The organism is Lachnoanaerobaculum umeaense, from assembly GCF_003589745.1.
GTDB classification, from domain to species: domain Bacteria; phylum Bacillota; class Clostridia; order Lachnospirales; family Lachnospiraceae; genus Lachnoanaerobaculum; species Lachnoanaerobaculum umeaense.
This window is the reverse complement of record NZ_CP032364.1, coordinates 1,062,755-1,080,331: the sequence shown is the minus strand read 5'-3', so window position 1 is coordinate 1,080,331 and position 17,577 is coordinate 1,062,755. Positions and strand designations below refer to the sequence as shown.

Below are 17,577 nucleotides of genomic sequence, written 5' to 3'. Positions count from 1 at the left end.
TTATAATTTAATTTTCTTTATAGTTTATTTCTCTATTATTTCTGCCTGTCATTGTAATAAATTTATTATATTCCTTACTTTTCAAAATATCATATCTTGGAACTGTTACCGGTTTTTTCCCGGACTGCATTACTATAACTTTTCCTGTCGGAGCATACATTATATCTGTAACCGGTACATCCAATCTCTGAGAAACATTCCTACAGGTCGTGAGATCCATACCTCCGGGAAAATATACATAACACGAACAATTATTGAGTATATTTGTAGCTTCTGCGTCTGAATATAATTCTCTAAGCTGATCTTCACTCTGCAAAAGCATCATTGCACTTAAACCGGCCGCTCTAAATATTGCAATATGTTTTGAATAATCATTTATCTTTGCAGCACATGCAAAATCATCAAACATTAACCTTACCGGTATAGGAAGTCTTTGATTATAGCATTCTTCTGCATACTCTAAAAGTTGTTTAATTGCCGAACTAAACAAAAGATTTGCAAATAGATACAGTGACACATTAACCGGAGAAGTAATGATAATAAGAGATGTTTTTTCTGTTGCAATCTTCTCAAAGTCAATTTGTTCCCTCTTACGCATCAATTTTTTGATAGGTTCCGGAAACAATCTTCTTAGAGCTTTTGCTAATGTATCTCTAACACAACCGGCTGTATTATATGGTAGTTGCTGATAATCAGAAAACAATGTAACTGCCTGACAGTTACCTGCTTTCGCTCTTATTTTTTTGTAGTAGTCATCTAAAGAAGTAAGTATTCCTTTTCCACTCTCACTAAGTGTAAGGTTATCAAATAATTCTACTACATCTGCCATATTCGCATTATCTTTTGTCATCAATGTAGCAAGTATCAAAGAGTTTAGAAGAGATACTGCACTGTCATTCCAGTAAATATCTCTTGCATTCTTAGAATCCGGATCTGCCAGAACTATATTTTTTGATAAGTCTTCTACATCCAGATAACTTGTTACAAATCTCAACGGATCAAATCCTACGGTACTTTTTTCCGGAGCTGTTAAATCACAAATATATGACCTATATCCTCTTATTCTTTTGTATTCTGCAATTCTCCTTGCCTCTCCGGCTTTTGAGTAAGTTCCTATCATACTGCTTTCATTCATATCCAGTATCGTTGGAAGCATTACTGACATAGACTTGCCTGTTCCTGAACATCCTACTACTATTTGATTATTATTTGGTCTGAATGTACCAATAGCATCATCTACAAAGCATCCATCTCCAAGTATTACTCTATCCATATATCTCCTCCTCAAATTATCTTAGTAACTATACTGTCACAAATTCCAAAGTCTATAGCCTCTTGTGCATTCATATAGTTATCAAAAGAGATAGCTTTCTCAACCTCTTCAATACTTTTTCCTGTATCTTTGGCAAGTAATTCAACTGAAATACGCTTTGTTTCCAAGATTGATTCAGCTGTTCTTTGTATAGATGTTGCACTGCCACCAACACCTCCAGCAATTAAGGGTTCATGTATCATTACTTTTGAATGTGGCATAATATACCTTCTTCCCTTTTGCCCTCCTGCCAGAATAATTGCAGCCATTGAGGCAGCCATACCCATGCAGTAGATTTCAAAATCTATATCTAAGCCTTTTAAAGCATCATAAATCATTAAACCGGCTGTGACCTCTCCACCTGGAGAATAAATATAAATCTTCAAATCTGATTCAGGTTTTTCTTTTTGTAAATACATAAGCTCCTGCACAAACTCACAGGCAAGCTCTGAATTTATTTCACCAATAATAAACATTCTTCCATCCGAAAGCAGATGTGAATCTACAGATATCCAGCTGTTTCCTGTAGCAGTTCTGTATGGTACATAAGTCATAAATCTTACTCCTCAAAATTTAATAAACCATTGACAATGTCAATATAATCATCCTGCTTTACTCTCAGGTAATCTATACCACCTTATCCCTTCTTCACCTGTAATCTCATAAATAGATTGTAGTGTATCTTTAATATTCAAAAGATCCTCTGTGAAAAGAATTACATCCTCCGAATTCCATAGATTTTGACTTTTTAAATATTCAACTATTTTACGATTGTGTTCCAAAGACTCACCACAAATTATTAATTGTGGAAAAGTCAAATCGCCATGGTAATTACTTTCCAAGTATTTCTTACTTTGCAGTATTTTGTAATACCTTTGTACCTTTTCGGCAAGTTTTTGATACGCCTCCGAACAGTCTCTAACAACCTCATATGCCAAAACAGATGTGTTGTCAATTTTAACATTTGCCGCAGTGCGAATAATGCAATTATCAAGATTAATTCCATCATATCTGAATGTCTCCATTACTCCAAAGCGTTCCATCTTTGCCTTACTTTGTAGAAGACCTATTATGATCTGATTACCTACCAGAATTCGTTTCACATCCTGTGGTGTATCAACTATTCCCATTTCCATCTTCTTATTAAATGATAAGTATCTATTTCCATAATTGAATATAACTCCCCTACTCAATGCAATCCTATAGCCGTTGATATCAACTTCGTAATATTTAATACCATTAACCACACCCGGAAGAAGTATCTCACTCTCCTTAACCAGACGATATTTCATTAATTTAAGCATTCTCTTATGCAGATTGCGTCTAGATAAATTAACACCTCTAAGACTGACAAATTTATATATATGATTAGTTGTCAAATATTTAGATCTTGCAATTTCCTCTATAATAGCTCTATCTGTTGAATCTATCTTTTCCTGAATTTGCTCTATAGATTCTCTTTTATATATTACGAGCGTACGATGTATCTCTTCATTTTTCTTAAGAGCAAATATGGGATAAGACGGAATACTAACTTCTTGCTGCTCATCAATATCTGATCTATACATTTTAGAATCGTTAAAAACAGAATATGTGTTCATTTCTGATATCCTCCGTTCAAATCATTTTCAATCATTAGAGTTACTTTCTTTTCCAGTGAATCTCCTATTAAATTTGACACATAGTAATCGCAAAAATATTCCACTGATACTGCTTGCTCATCTGTAAGATAATTATCAACCAGTAAAAATCTATTTGGCACTATCTTATACTCTTGACCTATGTTCATATACTTGTCAAATTCTCTGAAATTCTTACCTGATTTAATCTCCAGTACATAGAAAGTTCCATTAAATTCAATCACTAGATCAAATTCATTCTTCATCTGCCCTTCTCTGGTGGCAACACGCACATTTTTATATACCTTGAATTTCTTGTTGTACTTATTTGATAATCTTTTTATGATCTCAAAAGTACGTCTATATACAGCTATCTCCAGGTATTGTCCTGTAATAAAAGCCTGTGCTTTTGGTGTGAAAGCAATCTTTCCATTAAGTATTTCATTTTCCTGAGTATAATGTAGAAAAGAAATTATTCCATACATATCCTGAAACAGATTTATTATTAAATCTTTATCTCTCTTTTGCCTGCCTGATAAATCAATGTGAAACTCATCTTTCTTTGATGTGTAAAGTACTCTGATATCATTTATGATATTCTTTATGAGTTCATCATGGTCAAGCAATCTCAATGCAAGATTGACAATGACTTCCGGAAGCTCCTCACATTCTTTTGCAGACTCAATAATCATATTTTGATTATTTCTAAGCAAACAAGATAAGCTGGGATACATACTGTTCTCAATATTAACATCTTTAACTACGCTTAATGCACTTGCCTTAATCATTCATACACCCCCTATTTCTTCAACTCTTTAACTCATTTTGTACACTCAGTATATCTATTTTTCTTATTTTTTTCTTCTTTGTATCCGTAAAAAAAAATAGCATATTTTATCGTATCCGAAAAAAAGTAGCAGCTCCTTTCTTAAAAAAGAAAAGAACTGCTACTTTCTATCTACTTATTATTGATTTGTCATTTTTCTCACTTTCAAGTTTTCTTATCTGATTCAGCTTATATTGCTTTACTATTCTATTCCTGACTTCAGAAAGAACATAATTATCATCATCAGCCACTACTCTTATAAAAGGTCCATAGCTTAATAATCTCATCATTATTTCGCTTTCATCCATTTTAGAATAATATAAAGTCATCCTATAATATTTTGATACAGAATCAAAAACACATTTTTTCTCCCATAAAGAGAATTCTGTCAGTATTCTATCTAAAATATTTCTATCTCCCTGAAAAAATTCAACCTGTATTTCCTGCATTGATTCTTTATAAATACTCTCTAAGAGCATACTTTGTTCCTTTATATCATATTTCATATTGGTAAGCTCTATAACTTTTTCAATACGAGGAATATTAATAATACATATGCCGGATTTTCCATTACGCACATACCACAGTCTAAATAAATCGTCACGTATTGAATATTCAATCCAACAAGGGGCACAAGTTATCCATATTGGCTGTTTTCTCCAATTCCTATATTTGATCTTTAGTTTAAAGCCTTCAGATATTCCTTTTTTAATTATCTTCAAGACTTTAAGATCTTTATTGCTAATTCTCCCATCTTGGTTAACAGTCTTTTTTCCTTTAAGATCCTTGTGTTCAAAATTATATCTATCAAAATAATTAATACAATTAAAGTCTAGCGGTTTCACTTTATAAGGAGCTAATTTTATCTTCTCCTTTACTCTTTTTATATCACTTTCAGTCATAAAAAGTGATGCTAAAGGATTATTTAGAATTGTAAGTAACCATCTTGCTTCAATCTTTGTCAGTGGCAAAACATCAAAAAGATAATCAGACTCAGGAAATAAAAATCTAGATTCACCATTAAAATTTATCAATTCTGAATCTTCTATAATATTGGATAATTCATCTACAATTTTTTTAATTTCACACTCGTTAAAGTAGTTAAAAGTCTGTGTTACATTTTTTTCAAGTACATCCCCTAATAACTTATTGTCTTTTTTAGAACACTCAAGTATTGAGTTAGCCAAAACAACTGTATAATTGCTAAAGAGTGTATTAAATAATGCAGCATGACCTACATACTCTTTAACTATTTTACCCTTAACTATATATCCTTCTTCCTTATATTCTTTTTCTTTATTTTGTATATAGTCAGTATCCACTTCTCCATAAGGTGCTTTCTTAGAAAAATACACATCACAAATAGATTCAACATCATCATCAATATTGAAATCCAAATCTCCGGGAGATATGTACTTACCTATACGTTTATAATAGCTTCTAACCCATCTTCTCAATTCCTTGGTTGGAAATATTCTTATATTTGATAATTCCCTATTTCTATTTTCCTTTTTTATTCTATTGCTGATATATAATTCCTCTTCAGGATTATACTGAATCTCCATTTCATAAGAAGCAAGTAAATTTTCCCAATCATCACTAACTGCACAGTTTTCTACTCCTGTTCCCCATATATATGGCAGCATTTCTCTGGCGGTAATAATTTGATGCGCAATATCTTTTGCATCAATTGTTACATTCTCTAATATTTCCTCTTCTACCCTTTTTTTATTTCCATCCCTCTTTATAAACCTACGTACTTTTTTAATACTTTTAACTTCAGAATACATTTTTATGCTGTTAATAAATTCAAGCCTCATAGCCTTTATTTTCTTTTCAATAATATGATAATACAATACATATTCCCTACCATCTACAGCACTTATTCGTATCTCTATCGGAATAGCTATATCCTCATATGTATTTAATTTAATGCCATGAGAATATTGTATTACACATAATACAGATAAATGTTCTATAGCATACAATAAATCAATCAAATTAAAATCATACAATGTCTGTTGTAAATAATTATGTTTAAATTTGAACATATCATAATATGTATCATTGCTTATATTTTTACATCTTGTGGACAATAGACTTCCTATTGTTCCCATAGGATAGTAATGAGAGAAAAAATTACATAATGATACAAAGCTGTTTACTAAATTATTATTCTCACTATCAGCACTATTGCAAAGTAAGTCTTTAAAAATTTCTTGCATTGTCAGCTTTGACTTAAACCAGTAATTATTCCCTGATTTCTTATTGTAGATATATTTTTTAAAGGTACTGTCAGCATTTTTGCATTGATCTATTATCCAGGTATTCCTCTTTTCAGTAAAATCTCTTAAATCGCCCAGAACCCCTAAACCATACAGATAATCTGTTCTTGTACTCAAATTGGCATATATGTCCTTATAGCTTTTTGGCGGCTCCATTGTACGATAGGACCAAATATTCATTTGCCTATTAATTCTGATTCGAAAATTCTCATTATCTATCTCCTTACCGCTATCAATAGTCGTATAATATTTGTATCCATTTACTACAAAAACCATATCAATTATATTGTCTTTCTTATTTACAGTAATTGATTTATTGTTTGTAGAATTGCCTTCTTGTATTTTTTCTTTATCAATCACAATTAAGTAACCTAGAGGTAATATTCCATTGCATATCTGCTTATATGTTTCTACAGCAAGTGAATGCTTCCAATTCTCAATAATTGAATACTCGACATTATTTACATCTTCTAGATTCTGTACTCCATTCTTACCTTCTACAAAATCCAATCTTTTCAAATCTACCGGAATATTTACCAGTCCTCCTCTCAATGAGGATCTTTCATCCAGATCTAGTAAGTAGTTGAGATAATCACCTATTATACTAATATTATGTAAGAAGTAAAAAATACTAAAAGGATTTTGAGTTCCGACAGGCTTTGCTTTCAAAATGATAAAATTTCTGCCACCACTTCCCTCTTCTAAAACCCATTCCGAACCCAGTATCTTTGAAAAAATCTTCCATCGTTCATTTATTATCCTTTGACCTTTCAAATACTGATCATATGACTTAAATCCATATGTGTAGTAATCTCTAAGGCCATTCATAAAAAATTCTCCAAATGAATTGGTGCTTTTCAATTCATCAAATGCAGGCTTAGATTTATTCAAAATAATCCCCATGATTTGCTCTCCTATATTACCCTAATGTTAATCAAATTTGATTAAACATTAATGCTTGCTATTTTATTCTTTAGTTTGATTGCACTTTTCTCCTTGCTATCCATTTTTAATACACGATCACATATTTCCTCGGCTTCATCATATCTTTTAGAGTAGAAATATGAATTTGCCAATGGTATCAAAATACTTTTCATGCTTTTATGATATAAGGCTTTAGAGCCTTTATGCTTTGAAATAGCATCATATGCCTTTTTAAATGTATCAATAGATTTATCCAAACTGTAATAGCTGTTCTTATATGTTTTATGTTGATAGAGCATAGCCTCTTCTGCATATATCCTATGAATATCAGGAAATGTATCAGGAACTTTTTCTAATAATTCCATTGCTCCTTTATAATTCCCTTTATTTCTCTCAAATCTCGCATATCCAGCTATAAGAGCTATATACTCTCTTTTGTATTGTTCTGTGATATCATCACCACTATTAAGGTACTTTTCCATAATATCACTCCATTTTTTATATATAGCCTCTTGCTGTAAGTTTAGTTCATGTACTTTTTCAAATGAAGCTGTTTTCGTCTCTTTGCTTTTTCTAATATTTGCAAGCATTTCTTTTGTTTCTTCTTCATAACAAGCGAGTATTGAAGTTACACCATTAAAAGGCTCATCCATCTCCATTACTCTTGTATACCATTTTCTTGCCTCTTCGTAGTTCTTTCTTTTCTGTGCCGCTTTTCCTAGTGCAAGGCATGAAGGAATATCATTAGAATTTATATTATTAAGAATGTAATGCCAGACATCCTCATTGAATTTCTCTATATTCTTTACTATTACTCTATCATTTTCCTTATGAATAGATTTTGTAAGATTATAGAGTCTATTTGTTAAAAATATATAATTGTCCGCTGAAATATATTTTATCAAATATTCATTTGTAGGATTTTTAGAGTGAATCATTACATTCACATATCTGATCCATGCATAGGATTTTTCAAGTTCTTCATTTGTAAATCTTTCCTTTAGATAATTAAAAGATTTCATCAGCTCTTTTTCAAAGTCAACATCAAAACTTTCCTGCCCATCCTCATTCATTTTATTTACAATATCCCATAGTGCATTGACTTCATCTTTTACTACATCCACTACACTCTGTTCCTGTATCAATTCCTTTTTCTTTGAAAATATTGGTAAAATTTTATTTAAAAAACACTTTTTAAATATAGCACCGATTTCCTTACTCATAAGATCCCCTTTCACTCAATTAGCTTATACTATGTTATATTAATTATAAGATGTTAGGCTTTTTATGTCTAGAATTATGTACTAGCCATCTAAGGCTTATTAATATTATCCAAAGCCGCCTCACCACCGGCTTGAATCATTCCAATAAATGCCGCAATCAATTCATCCCTTTTTGTTTTTTCCAGCTTAAATAATTCCATCATGATGATTCCGCCATTTTTCAATAAGCTACCTCCAAATTCTTTGAAGTTTTTCACATCCGTCTCTTCAATCATTGAAAATACTGTTGTGACTAGAGATTGCCTTGTTTTATCATCAGTTTTTTCAAGCCAGGATCCCAGTGCCACTTTTACAAAATTACTAAATGAGTCCAATTCTGATTCAACAAAATTATCATTCAATATTTCCCATGTCATGGCATCATGCTGAAATATGCCCTTTACATTACTCTGCACGACTTTTTGCTCACCTTCATTTGAAAGTAATTGTCCTATTATTGATGTTTGTGGAACAATACTGTATATTTTTTGATAAATTTGCTTATACTCTTTAGTATCTATAATTTCATCTCTAAACCCGGGACCATCATTGTTATATACTATAGAAATACGCTCTTTTATTGTTTCATTACAAAATGCAGATGCATACATTGCAAAATTTCCACCCTTTGAATGTCCTCCAAGTATCAATTTACCCTTAACACTATCCGATACCTTGTTTAAATAATTTACAGCTTCCTTTGCACCTTCAGTTTCAGACTTACAGCTCATAAGAAAGTCTTCTTTCCATCCTGTTATGGTGCTGTCTGTTCCACGAAATGCTATATAATTTGTTCCGTCAGGAAGTATAAATGTGACCGCCGCAAATTGTTTTACTTCTTCTTTGTCGAAATCCTCTGTATAATATCCAACCCTAGTTCCTTTAAAACGTGTTCCTTTTACCATCTGCTCAAGTAATAGTGGTGCTCTTTTTGTAAATTCACTATTCTCTCTTATTTCTTCTAAGGAGTGCTTTTTACAAAAAAGTTCAAATGACTCATCAATGCTATATGTTGAACTTTCGCAATCAAACAGTTCTCCAAAATCAATATATGACAGATAAGACATTGCAACATTGTCTATATCGTTAAATGCCGCTACTGATAGGCTTACATCTTTTCTCTGTTTTAAATAATCCAATATAACCATATTTTTCACCTTTTGTATTAAATTCGTATGTATAATGATTACTTCTACTACCTCATTAGTTATATTCTATAATATAAAATTTACTTCCACAAAACAATACAGAATAATCAAAACCTTACAACATGTAGCGAAGAAAGATGGTTATCGTTATTTGTTTTTTATATAAAAACTTGGGGTGATACAACTCATTTTGAGTCACATCACCCTTTCTTATTCCATCTTAATACCTCATTTATAATCCCCGCTTCATCCAATACAAATCTAAAAGTTTCATATTTGTATGTTTAGATTAACATATATCTCTTTATTTATAATTCCTATCCTTGTCTCATTTTGTCTAGTATTTTATAAAGGTAGTTTTGATGTAAGTAAGCTATAAATAAAAAATCTCCAAGTCCAGAGTTTTTAACCACTAGACTAGATCCACAGCTTGTTTATAATTGTATAACTTAGATTAACGAATACAACTTAACAGTTTGCAGTCATTATTCTATCTTGGACTTATAAATCCTCTTTTCCATGCATTCATAATTTTATATGCATTTTTAAGTCTATCTTCTACGTCCCAGTAATGCCTTATATTATCTTGAAATATTTGCTGATTATCTTCCTCTAAAAATGAAATATTTCCATCAATATAATCACAAGGATAGACAAATTGCTTAATATCGGTTCCCACAGTTACATCATGTAGCATACATTCACGTTCCAAATAATAAAGATCTGTAATTCTCCCTTGTAGCCCATTGTAAATAACTTTTTCCCCATAAGGCCATTCACTATACCAGCCATTGTCTTCCTGAAGGCTGGTTATAGGATGCGGTCCCCAATGAAATGCCCCTACTCCAATCTCCTTAACGCTATCAGGTATCACCAAATCAAATCTCCCGGCACGAAAGAACGCATTTCTTTCAATAATCTCTAACTTCTCCGGCAATATTATTTCCACATCAAACAAATCACAAAATGCAAAAATCCCTGTTTCAATACGTTTTAAATACCTTGGAAATACGAATCTTTTAATACCACTGCAATCACGAAATGCATGTGGACCTATCTCAATAATAGAATCCGGCAGTATTACCTCAGTCAATCCCTTACATAACGCAAATGTCTCTGCTTCTATTGATACTATTGTTTGAGGAAAGCTTATAGTTTTAATATTTTTACAACAAAAAAAACAATCCCCACCAATTATTGTAACCGGCTTTCCTTCAATTATGTCCGGAATTTCCACATTCTCTATATCACTTGATAAAAATCTCATCATTTTGATATGGTCATCATATTTATCTATTACAAACTCCTGCATCTGATGTAATGAGTTTTCTGTTAATATTCTTTTTCTCTCCATCTTCAATCTTACCACCCGGGAACGCCAAGATTCCCTTAAATTCACCATATCCCCTTGCTGTAGCAAAGACAAAACTCTTCTCTTGCAGTGAATAACATATAACTGCTGCCACAACATTAATTATTTTTATTTTTCCATTTTTACATTATCAATCTTTTGATCCAACAACCCAACGAAGGCCCCAGCCAAATGCGGCATCTAAATCCCTATGCCCGTCAAAAAATCTGACTACTTTTTCCATAGAAAGCGAATGTCCGTCTCTGTTTTCAAGAAGTGCTATTCCACACATAGCTAAATTAGAGCCATATTCATCCATCTTTACTATTATATCCTTGCTTCCCGGACATTTTACAGTAACGATTCCTTTAGCTTCTCTCCAGTTGACAGCCCCTTCATATATAAATGTATATACAAGTATTCTCTTTATTTGAGGTATCATAGCACTGTTGACTCTTAGGTTCTCACCATCAGTTGAAGTCCCCGTACGATCATCACCATCCAAAGAAATATAAGGTGGATTGATTAAACTTCCAAATGCATTTCCAAGGGCTTGTACTGTACCTTTTCGTCCGTCCCAAAGTTCATATAAACATCCCAAATCTAAATCTATTCCATTCTGCCTACCCCAACCACTTCTCTCAGGCTGGCTCCAATTTAAGTTTATAAGGATTTCACCATTTCCCTTTGAAAGATTAACCTTCTGTCCCTTTTGCAGAATAACAGCTCCGCTGTTTCTATCCTTAATATCAAGATTCACTCCATAGTTCAAGCAAAGAGATTTAAGGCCTCCCTTAAACCCACTTCCTACAGCATTGAATTTCCACTCACCCTTATAACGATAAATCTCACCAACAACCATAGTGGTTTCATAAGAAAATTCCTCTTCTAGATCATATCTTAACAATTCAGTATTTGTTGTAGTGTCCCCTATATGTATATAAGCATTACTAACTTGACCGAAATTTTGATTTCTATTATCAGCATCATAAATGGTTACTGCAATAGCAATTCTTTCGATATCATCAGGTACACGACTCAAATCCACTTTAATCTGCTCATCATCCCCACCGGTACCACCAATCAGATTATCTCCCATATGTTCAACGCTACCGGAGAGGTGCTGAAGATTACCATAATATACAAAATCCTGATTTGAGCTGACCTTGTTGTCACCTTTCAAAAGGAAAGCTGTTACATCAAGATCAAAGTCATATCCTCCTCTATACTTATTAGTATCCCATCCCAAACCAATAAGAAGCTTACTCAACCCAGGGTTGCCTTTTGTTAAATCAATTTTTTGACCCTTCCTCAAATTTAATGCCATATTAATTATTCTCCTTTCAAATTGAATATCGTTATATAAAGTTTTAATGTAAAATTATATACTATGATCATTCTAAGTGAATACTTATTGCTTGGTATAACTCATCATCTTATATATTTAGCCATTACTGTCACATGATGTAATACAACACTTGTATTTTTAGCACTATTATATCATGCTATGTCTTCATGTGACAGATTAGTTAGTGAATTTTTTAATTTTTATAAGGTATATTAGACTCTGCCCACAAGTACATATATCTAATATAATTCCTGATCTATTTCTTCATCATATAGTACTAACGAAATTATATTATTAAAATCTAAATTTCTCGTCACAAGAACATCAACATCATATTGATTTCCCAATTTATCAACAGCCTCTATTGAATCAAGTTCTATAAAATATCGACTACAAGTTTTTCCTTCATTATCTTTCACATCTTTAAGAAAAGCTTCTCTACAAGGCCTTTCTTTTTCTGTAAATAAAAAATGCTCTTTCCCATCGCTATTACATCTATTTATAATAGATGCTCTTGTTATCATATACTCAGCCATATCTTATCTCTCTCCTTATGGTCTTGCTAGGTTTTGATTTAAATAAACTTGATATTAATTAGAAGACTTTGACTTCTTATTACATCTATTCATCTATACAGATATTATTGAAACAGTTAAACGATTCTTATTAGCCCAGCTTGTGATACCTAATCCACTATTTTTAAACTCCTCAATCCATCGCTCTTTTTCTTCTTTAAGATATTACCTCCATATATTTAGTATAAAGCTATTTATTGATAAGGATTAAATAATACCTTACTATTTTACATAGCCTTAGGTAATCTTTTTGCATATATTTTCAATTATTCTACTCCTTTATTTATTAGGTTTTTCTTTCATAAACGAATTAATTCCCTATTCTTGTAAGCCTAATATTACTAACATTGGTTTACCATTTTTACATATAATTTCAATAGAACGATAGCTTTCATCATTTCTATATAGCAAAATTAGTTTATTTCCAGTTATATTATTATACAATGCTCTATATAGTTAGAACTATAGCCCTATACTCTCTATTATTTCCTCCATGTAGCTATCTCATTTAGACTTGTATATTTTTAGAATTGTATATTCTTCTCCAAATGGTACCCAATATAAAGCTTTTGTTTTATAGGCAAACAAGACCTCAGCCTGTTTCAATGTATTATAGTTGTCCAGCTTCTTATTTCCTACAAACAACTCATGATCAACAAACAACTCATGATCAATAGAAACCACATAGAATTTATTGTAGTTTTCGAACATATTCCTATATTTTTGGCTTCTTGAGTCCAATCCATATGTAACATTAAATATCTTTTTGTATAAACCACTTCCCCATGACTTAGTATCCGCGTCACAAACAGGTTGCATACTACATAAATCATTTACAATTTCAGATACAATATCACCAGCACTAGCCACTTGGAGGCATATCATATTTTCATCATCAATGCAACCAAATAATGCCCATAGCTTTCTTCCTTTACAATATTTAGATATCTTAGTCTTTAATTTTCCCTTTTTAATCTCCAAGATTTCTTTCTTACTAATCTTCAATATTGTATCAATCCCTGGTAATTGTAACAGTTCCTGTTCAGTATATTTAATACACTCATCATTCAGCAAAACTCTGTTAATCTTTTTTATTAACTTAATATCCGCCGGAAGCCACTCAACACTATCTAGTTTGTCTCTAGTTAACCATTTTGAAGCAGACGCCTCTTTCAAATCCAAATTGCCAGTTACTACTTTTGCCCAGAAGCAATCCATTGATAAATGAAAAGTAGGGTAATCATGCTCAATAGTGTCAATCAATTCACCAACTTCAATATCAGTATCCAATTCTTCCTTTATCTCTCTTATCAAGGCCTGTTGTGAAGTTTCTCCCTCCTCAATTTTTCCTCCTGGAAACTCCCATCCTCCTTTAAATTCACCATGGCCTCTAGCAGTTGCAAAGATTTCGTTATTTCTACGAATTACTGCTGCTACTACTCTAATTGTCTTCAAGTCTTCTCACTCCTGTGTCTTTAAATATTTTTTCAATAATATCCATATTAACTACCGGAAGAATGAACACAATAAAACCATCTCTTCCTCTAGTAAGTAATACACGATAACTATTAATTCTATAGTCTTTATCATCTTTGGTTGTACCCAAAGGTACCCACTTGGATCCACACCATTTAATATCATCACCCCATCCAATAATAGGCATATCTACTTCTAATCCCTGACAGCCAAATTCAGAAATTGTTACATTTAATGCACAAGAAGCTGAGGGATTAGAAGGTTCTCTGTTAAACCAAGCAGCAACATCTGCCTGATATTCTGTACTTAAGCCATAATTCTTTAAATTCTTGTTCTTTGATGAAGATATCATCCCATAACGTTTATTGTCATAAATAGAATATCTATCACGACAATACTTCTGCCGGTCTTACTCCAACCAACAATGAAAGTTCAGGGGGAAAAATCTGTCCGGGTTTCCAAGGCCGGATGCTATATCAAACCTTTACTGGTCCAGTGTGCAAATGCTGTTGTTACCAGTAAAAAGCATCCGGAAATTCGCAACCGCTATCTCCGTCTAAAAAAGCGTCGCGGTCACAAGAAAGCAATCATTGCTATTGCAAGAATGCTTCTGACTGCATTATATCATATGCTTAAGAACGGTGAAAACTATAATGCGGAACTTTATCGGAAATATGACTTATAAAGTTATAACTATTTATGTACAAATAGTATTAAATAAAAATGTACAAATGTTATTATAGATGAGCTAAATAGGAGGAGCTCATATGATTATAAAATCAGATAACATTACTGAGTAGGGTCAAAATCAATGTTTATAAAAACAATAGAGGACTACGATTTTGACTTTTAACCAAAGCTAAACGAGCAAGAGATATTAGAGTTAACATCATTGAAGTTCATAGAAAAATTTACAAAATTCTTCATCATTAATGTATGGATCAGTCATAGAGCCTAAACCAATCATACATTTTTTCGTTTTCGTTTTAGGCTCTCTTCCAAAAGACTGATTCCATTTTCTTTTACTTATACATCTTCAAATTTATGGTTCATTTGATAACATTTACTTCTTGAGTCGCAATAAATGCAGCCATGAGTGCAACCTCTAAACAAATTCATTCCATTTTTTGAGGAAAGTATTCCTTTTGCTTTTGTAAAATGCACTTTACTACCCCAATTATTTTGACTTACAGTTTTTCTGATGAGCCTTTAGCTTTTTCATAGCCCAATCATAATGGCTTGCAGTCGCACTCACAAAATAGGAACCAAGCGTACTCCCTCCAACCCATTTATATACACCTTTTGAAAAAAGTTCTTCATTTGTAAAGGTTTCAGCCAACTGTAAAACATCGCTATGGGATTTATGAAACATTTTAGTTGCATTTTCAAGAGAAGTATTTTGATGTTTTTTCCAAAACTCCACATTCATATCACCATAAGTTTTCCAGTTATATGGTTCAGGCAAAAATGGTTTTTCTTCGCCCTTTTGATTGGAATGTACCCAATTCAAAATAAGCTGATGCCATTCATAGAGATGGATTAAAACATCTCTTAAGTTTTTATCTCTTTTCCAATGGGCTTCTTTTTTCTTTTCCTCTTTTGAAAAATCAAATGGTGTATTTAACTCTTCCTCAGTCATCTTTGAAATAAGTAAATCTAACTTTTCATAGTTTTTCTTAGCAGCAGTCATCAAATCACTTTTTGTCGTTGGTCTTGGCATAATAAATTCCTCCTATTTCACTGAATATCTTAATATAGTTTTTTGTTTTTCTTCTGATGTCCTGTTTTTATTACTTAGGTATATTTCTTTATGAAAATCACCTATTCTTGTAAGATCAAGTTTTCTTGCAAATTCATCCATCTGCTCAAATGATTTTGGCTCCTCATCATAACTTCCAACATGTAAAATCTGAATAGATTTACCCTCTTCTATTTCTCTAAAACTCATCTCATCATACAATGCGTTAGGCTTTTTCTTTTTTATATTCTCAAGCGCCTTTGTGAATATCTCTTGTGTAATAAAATCAGGTTGTTTAATCATCAATGTGTATTCCAGTTTATTTTTATCAAGCTCTTCTCCATTTACTTTTTTCCAAAATCCCTCTAGTGGATATACCGTAAAATCTGCAATCTCGTTATCAATTTTATTTTTCATTGCATTTTTAAACAACATTTTAATGGCATAAGCAAGAGAATATAAAGCAGATATTCTATCTGAAAAATCTACTTCATTCGGATTTCCTTTACCTTTTACCAAAATAAATTTTTGCTTTGGCACTTCTACAATGGCAGGTGTTTGCTTTGCACCATAAAGATTTTTTTCTTGTTTTCTCCACTCATATTTCATTATCCAGTCCTCCCTTTACATTTGGTTAATTTTTTTATACAGGAGGATACTTGACATCATTTGTCATATTATATATTTCCCCACCACTTTATTTATCATTTCTTTAATCTGCATTCGTATCTCCTTTGGCTCTAATACTTCTGCTCCATCTCCAAACGAAAAAATATAGTTGTATAAGTTGTAATCATTTGGGATTTCTATCTCGGTATATAAATTTCCTTCATCATCTTCTGTGATTTCTCCGTTTATCTCATCATATACCCTGAAAGCAACTTTACGATCAAACTTAACTTTTATATACACTGTGTTCTCGTGTGACATTTCTTTCTTGAGTATTGCATCTTCAAAGCTGTCATCAAACTTTTCAGTATGGATTTCTAAATTCTTTATCCTAGACAATTTGAAATATCTAAAATCATTTCTAAGTAAACAGAAAGCATATAGATACCAGTCCTGACTCTTGAAAAGTAGTTTAACGGGTTTAACTCTTCTACTTGTTTCTTTTTCATTGCTGCTAAAATATGTGAATAAAATAATGTTTTTACTTAAAATTGCAGATTTAATATCATTAAACGTTTGTTCATACAGCTTATTGTTTTGCCAATTATTAAAATCAACCTCTATCCAACTGGTATTTTTCATTTTAAAGAGTGCGGAAAGTTTTGTTAGAAGCTCATTCTCATGCTGTACTCTTGTATTATCCAATCCTTGTAGAGCTGACATAATTTGTTGTTTCTCGTTTTCAGATAGTAGTGATTTTCTAAGAACAAAATCCTCAGCAATTTCTATCCCACCACACTTTCCTTGCAACGCATAAATGGGAATACCTGCACTACTGATAGAGTCAATATCTCTGTAAATTGTTCTGACTGATACCTCAAATTTATCAGCAAGTTCGCTTGCTGTAACTTTTCCCTTTTCTAAAATATAATATAGTATCCTAAATAACCTATTATCTTTCATTGTCTTAACATCTCCTATATTTATTATACCATATTAACTTGACATATGTTGTCATATTAAAATCATTTTTTCAATTCTGATGACATTACTTACCTCATTTGGTATAATATAAGATATACATTTAGAACTTGCTTAATACTT

14 protein-coding genes and 4 pseudogenes are annotated in these 17,577 nt (G+C 31.9%); 1 reads left to right on the top strand and 17 read right to left on the bottom strand.

Annotation, left to right across the window (positions count from 1 at the left end; genetic code table 11):
- Positions 1-7: 7 nt before the first annotated feature.
- The 13 genes and pseudogenes from D4A81_RS04950 to D4A81_RS04890 form a co-directional block, all read right to left on the bottom strand.
- Positions 8-1,273, bottom strand: a complete 1,266-nt coding sequence (locus D4A81_RS04950) for a type IV secretory system conjugative DNA transfer family protein (RefSeq protein WP_111525523.1) — start codon at positions 1,271-1,273, stop codon at positions 8-10.
- Positions 1,274-1,284: 11 nt separating this feature from the next.
- Entirely contained in the window at positions 1,285-1,866 is a 582-nt protein-coding gene (locus D4A81_RS04945) for a ClpP family protease (RefSeq protein ID WP_111525522.1), read from the bottom strand.
- 48 nt (positions 1,867-1,914) lie between these two features.
- Positions 1,915-2,913 carry a hypothetical protein gene (locus tag D4A81_RS04940; protein WP_111525521.1) on the bottom strand — a complete coding sequence of 333 codons (999 nt, stop codon included), beginning with the start codon at positions 2,911-2,913 and terminating at the stop codon, positions 1,915-1,917.
- Entirely contained in the window at positions 2,910-3,719 is an 810-nt protein-coding gene (locus D4A81_RS04935) for a hypothetical protein (RefSeq protein WP_111525520.1), read from the bottom strand. Before D4A81_RS04935 ends, D4A81_RS04940 begins: the two co-directional genes overlap by 4 nt.
- A gap of 166 nt (positions 3,720-3,885) precedes the next feature.
- Positions 3,886-6,945: a WYL domain-containing protein gene (locus tag D4A81_RS04930; protein ID WP_111525519.1), complete on the bottom strand. Its 3,060-nt coding sequence runs from the start codon at positions 6,943-6,945 to the stop codon at positions 3,886-3,888.
- Positions 6,946-6,986: 41 nt separating this feature from the next.
- The gene (locus tag D4A81_RS04925; protein WP_111525518.1) at positions 6,987-8,189 is read right to left on the bottom strand and encodes a tetratricopeptide repeat protein; all 1,203 of its coding nucleotides are present in this window, start codon (positions 8,187-8,189) and stop codon (positions 6,987-6,989) included.
- Between the two features lie 89 nt (positions 8,190-8,278).
- Positions 8,279-9,376: an Mbeg1-like protein gene (locus D4A81_RS04920; protein ID WP_111525517.1), complete on the bottom strand. Its 1,098-nt coding sequence runs from the start codon at positions 9,374-9,376 to the stop codon at positions 8,279-8,281.
- A 490-nt stretch (positions 9,377-9,866) separates the two neighbouring features.
- The gene (locus D4A81_RS04915; protein ID WP_162902546.1) at positions 9,867-10,730 is read right to left on the bottom strand and encodes a leucine-rich repeat domain-containing protein; all 864 of its coding nucleotides are present in this window, start codon (positions 10,728-10,730) and stop codon (positions 9,867-9,869) included.
- Positions 10,666-10,842 (bottom strand): NUDIX hydrolase, encoded by a 177-nt coding sequence (locus D4A81_RS04910; protein ID WP_330510489.1) that lies wholly within the window; start codon positions 10,840-10,842, stop codon positions 10,666-10,668. The genes D4A81_RS04915 and D4A81_RS04910 overlap by 65 nt, the downstream gene beginning before the upstream one ends.
- 636 nt (positions 10,843-11,478) lie before the next feature.
- Positions 11,479-12,054 (bottom strand): annotated as a pseudogene (locus tag D4A81_RS13805) (TerD family protein); the annotation flags it as partial.
- Between the two features lie 260 nt (positions 12,055-12,314).
- A complete protein-coding gene (locus D4A81_RS04900) occupies positions 12,315-12,611 on the bottom strand; it encodes a hypothetical protein (RefSeq protein WP_111525514.1) in 297 nt (98 codons plus the stop codon).
- A 1,104-nt stretch (positions 12,612-13,715) separates the two neighbouring features.
- A pseudogene (locus tag D4A81_RS13800) lies at positions 13,716-14,105 on the bottom strand ((deoxy)nucleoside triphosphate pyrophosphohydrolase); the annotation flags it as partial.
- Positions 14,092-14,478, bottom strand: a complete 387-nt coding sequence (locus tag D4A81_RS04890) for a DNA/RNA helicase domain-containing protein (protein ID WP_111525512.1) — start codon at positions 14,476-14,478, stop codon at positions 14,092-14,094. The gene D4A81_RS04890 and the pseudogene D4A81_RS13800, both read right to left, overlap by 14 nt.
- A gap of 50 nt (positions 14,479-14,528) precedes the next feature.
- On the opposite strand from D4A81_RS04890, the pseudogene D4A81_RS13795 reads away from it, so the two are divergent.
- A pseudogene (locus D4A81_RS13795) lies at positions 14,529-14,808 on the top strand (transposase); the annotation flags it as partial.
- A 240-nt stretch (positions 14,809-15,048) separates the two neighbouring features.
- On the opposite strand, the pseudogene D4A81_RS13790 reads toward D4A81_RS13795, so the two are convergent.
- The 4 genes and pseudogenes from D4A81_RS13790 to D4A81_RS04865 form a co-directional block, all read right to left on the bottom strand.
- Positions 15,049-15,290: pseudogene (locus tag D4A81_RS13790) on the bottom strand (radical SAM protein); the annotation flags it as partial.
- Positions 15,291-15,303: 13 nt separating this feature from the next.
- Entirely contained in the window at positions 15,304-15,846 is a 543-nt protein-coding gene (locus D4A81_RS04875) for a ClbS/DfsB family four-helix bundle protein (protein WP_111525511.1), read from the bottom strand.
- Positions 15,847-15,858: 12 nt separating this feature from the next.
- Entirely contained in the window at positions 15,859-16,473 is a 615-nt protein-coding gene (locus tag D4A81_RS04870; protein ID WP_111525510.1) for a GyrI-like domain-containing protein, read from the bottom strand.
- A 63-nt stretch (positions 16,474-16,536) separates the two neighbouring features.
- Entirely contained in the window at positions 16,537-17,436 is a 900-nt protein-coding gene (locus tag D4A81_RS04865; RefSeq protein WP_111525509.1) for a helix-turn-helix transcriptional regulator, read from the bottom strand.
- Positions 17,437-17,577 lie beyond the last annotated feature (141 nt).